General features: G+C 49.0%; 2 protein-coding genes. Both read right to left on the reverse strand.

The window, feature by feature from the left end; all coding sequences use genetic code 11:
- Positions 1-940 precede the first annotated feature (940 nt).
- Entirely contained in the window at positions 941-2,485 is a 1,545-nt protein-coding gene (locus tag IEX77_RS08425; protein WP_188808533.1) for a coiled-coil domain-containing protein, read from the reverse strand.
- A 164-nt stretch (positions 2,486-2,649) separates the two neighbouring features.
- Entirely contained in the window at positions 2,650-3,306 is a 657-nt protein-coding gene (locus tag IEX77_RS08430; protein ID WP_188808534.1) for a master DNA invertase Mpi family serine-type recombinase, read from the reverse strand.
- Positions 3,307-3,628 lie beyond the last annotated feature (322 nt).

Raw genomic sequence — 3,628 nt, forward strand, 5'->3', positions numbered from 1 at the left:
TTTCTCGTTTGTTTTTATCAAGTATGTCAATGATCGCTAAGAGGGCCGCTGGTGTTAACCTTGTGACACCTCTTTTGAGTCAATCATAAGTAAGTCACCTTACTTATATCGTCTTCGCTAACGTCTGCCTTCCCTCTCCTCAGCTACCCTCGCTCGGGTCAGCGCTTCTTCGAGGCGGTTCGTTTCTCGTTTGCGGTTGCAAAGATAGAGCAAAAACTAAATACGAACCAAATCTTACCGCAAAATATTTCTCAACACCGCCCGTTGAGTTGCATTCATTTCCCCATAAGCAAGAGAGTTACAAGGGGCAAAAAAATTTCATTCTCTTGGGGGAGATGGGTGCTTTTCTGGGAGAAGAAGGAGGGAGTTGAGCGGGGAAGAGGTCCGCTTGGCGGGGGAATGAAGGGTGAATAGGGCAGCTGGCAGCTGTGTAGCGATATAGGGAGGCGCAGCATTTGCGGGGGATGAAAGGCGCACGGGAAGGGAAAAGCTCCCGCATACTCCCCTACCCCACTCAATACATATCGGCAAAAGGGATATCATCCTATATTGGTCGGCGGGCAAACCTATATAGATCGGTGCTCCGACCAATATAGATTGCTTTCGTGACCTATATAGGTTCACCTGCCGACCAATATAGAATCACACCACCCTACTAAAGGCAGCCTTCCCACTACCCCTCCGCAGAGTAGAAAGCAACCAGTACTGGTCACCACTCCAACCACTACTGGTTGCTATTAGTGACCAGTACTACTTCGTCGTGTGACCAGTACTGGTCCGACAGCCGACCAGTACTGGTCGTTTTCACTACCTATATATAGTAGGCGCCCCGCTGCTGGCTGTGTGTAGCCAAGCAGCGGGGCGCTATACAAATAAGCCTCCTCCCTACTCCTATTTTATTCGGAGCAGGGAGGAGACTATACTTATTGGAGAGAGCTTATTACTTAGCGAGCTCCAGGAGCTTAGCGATGATCTTCTTGAGCTTAGCGATTGACTCTTCCAGATCCTTCAGGTCTTGATCAGCTGCATCCTTCACCTGCTTAGCTGCAGTAACGACGACATCAAGTTCCTTCGCCTTTGCTTCGAGAGCAATACGCTGCTTGCTGATTTCAGCGAGCTGAGCATTCAGCACCTTGATTTCTGCGATCTTATCCTGAATCTTCTTCTCGAGCTTGCTCTTCTCTACACGGATCTTATCCTCAGCCTCCTGAGCCTTAGCTGCAGCCTGAGCTTCTGCGAATCGAGCATCACGAAGCGCCTTATCAGCATCCTCGACAGCCTTCTTATTCTTTGCTTCTTCAGCCTTAGCTTCCTTGCCGAGTGCAATGGTCTTCTCTGCAAGAGGACGGAAAGCATCAAGAGCCTTCTGAGCCTGATCGATGGCATGCTTGTCACCGGAAGCCTTTGCATCCTCGAGAGCCTTCTTTTGCACCTCTAACTGCTTGGCTGCTGCCTCTGCATCCTTCTGCTGCTCTGCAAGGCGATTTGCGTTCTCAGACTGGATGCTTTTTGCAGTCTCAAGACTCTTGGCGGCACCTTCACGAGTAGCGATAGCCTTCTGGTACTGCTTCTTGAGAGCTTCAACTGGAGCAAGGAGGGCCTTCAGCTGAGCTTCAAGCTCTTCCTGCTGCTTCTTGAGAGGCTCAACTTCGGCACTAGTCTTAGCCTTTTCCTGAGCCTGAAGCTTTGCGATCTCAGCCTTAACCTTGTTCAGCTCAGCGAGCTTACTATTGTAGTCATCAGTCTTGCCCTTAGCATATTCTGTAGCGATCTTTGTCTGACGCTCCAGTGCCTTCAGTGCATCATTTGCAGCAGCAGCCTGCTCCTTTAGAGAGAGCTTTAGCTCAGCAAGTGCAGCTTGACTCTTAGCCAGCTCAGCCTGCTTGATCTCAAGCTGCTTAGTTACTTCTACGAGCTTCTTCTCAGCATCAAGCTTCTCACGACGGAGCTGAGCAAGCTCTTCCTTAAGGTTAGCAAGTTCTTTTTTAGCCTCTTCCAGCTCCTTACGGACAGTAGCGAGATCGGCCTTATCAACCTTCTTACCTTCTTCAAGAAGCTTATTTTCTTCTTCAAGCTTAGCGATACGAGCTTCAAGCTCCTTGTTCTTAGCCTCAGCCTTCTCAGCACGAGCTATAGTCAGCTCGTGATTAGTCTTCTCGGCTTCAAGCTTTGCCGTAGCTTCAGCAAGCTTTGCAGCTGCTTCCTGTTCCTTGCCTTGTGCTGCCTTGACTTGCTCGCCGAGAGTTACGATACGTTCATTGAGGCTCTTCTGATCGGCTTCGAGCTTAGTGACCTTCTCCTGAGCAGCCTTAAGATCTGCAAGGCTTTTTGCATGCGTAGCCTGGAGATCGCTCAGACTCTTCTTACCCTCGGCAATCTGTCGCTCGTAAGGCGTAAGGTCTACGTCATTCTTCTTACAAGAAGTAACTGAGGTTCCGAGGATAAGCAATCCAAGGAGTAGCGCTGGTGTAAATGTTTTCTTCATATCCAACACGGTTTAAATGTTATTAATAGAATGCCAAGCATTGACATCCAGCAACAAATATAGAAGCCTAAATCTTCGCGCTTACCTCCCCGTAACCGTGCACTTAATCAATAGACAAATACCCTTTTTGTCCGCTATTTATCTCGCAATTCGATAGCCGCACTTTATGTGAAGGAAAAATGTTCCTTAATTCTTCCCACTGAGTCTTGAGTGCCCGACTCGGGCATCAGCTGGTACCGCTGGATAAAGAGCCTCAGCGTCGGGATGCTAACACCGAGACTCTGTGCAATAGCACTCTTCGTCTTTCCCAAAGCAAGCAAATGGCAAATCTCTGCTTCACATCCAGACAGCTTCAGGTGCTTGCCCTGGCTTCCTCTTGGCCGACCAAGCCTTCTCCCCTGAGCTCGCAGTCGAGCAAGGGCATCCCGGGTACGTTGAGCAATCAGCTTCCGCTCGATTTCCGCCGAGAGAGCAAAGGCAAAAGCAAGTACCTTACTTGTCACATCCTCTCCCAGGCGGTAGCCATCCTTGACTGTCCAAACAGTACACCGCCGCTGCATACATAGACTGAGGATATCCATAACCATAAAGAGGCTACGCCCCAGACGACTAAGTTCACTACACAGGATCATATCTCCTTCACCAACCTGATCAAGCAATGCCCCCAGCTCGCGTTCTCGATAATTGCGCCCGCCAGAAACAGTCTCTTCTATCCAGCGGTCAATATGAAGTCGTTCATGCATAGCAAAACGCTGAAGTTCGTAACGCTGGTTCTCCGTCGTCTGCTTGTCACTGCTGACTCGTATATATGCGTATATCATGAGCTGAATATTGATTATAGTGATACCTAATGTATAAAGAACCCTACACTGCGACAACGACGTCACAATGTAGGATACACTTAGAAGGAAAGAGATGCGAGAAAGTCGCCAAGCATCCAGAAGTATTCCTCGGTAATAGGCAGGGATATAACGAAGCGAGGCGGTGACCAGCTGGATAGCCAGTCACCGCCTCGCGATGGGTGAGAAGAAAAGATATCGACAGCAGAAGCGAGTACGCACATTCAGAAAAACCACCTAACTCATCTCTTACGTACATACTACACTAACTATACTAAAGCCCATTTTCAGAACTCCAGAAAGG

The organism is Porphyromonas pasteri (assembly GCF_014647755.1).
Lineage (GTDB): Bacteria > Bacteroidota > Bacteroidia > Bacteroidales > Porphyromonadaceae > Porphyromonas > Porphyromonas pasteri.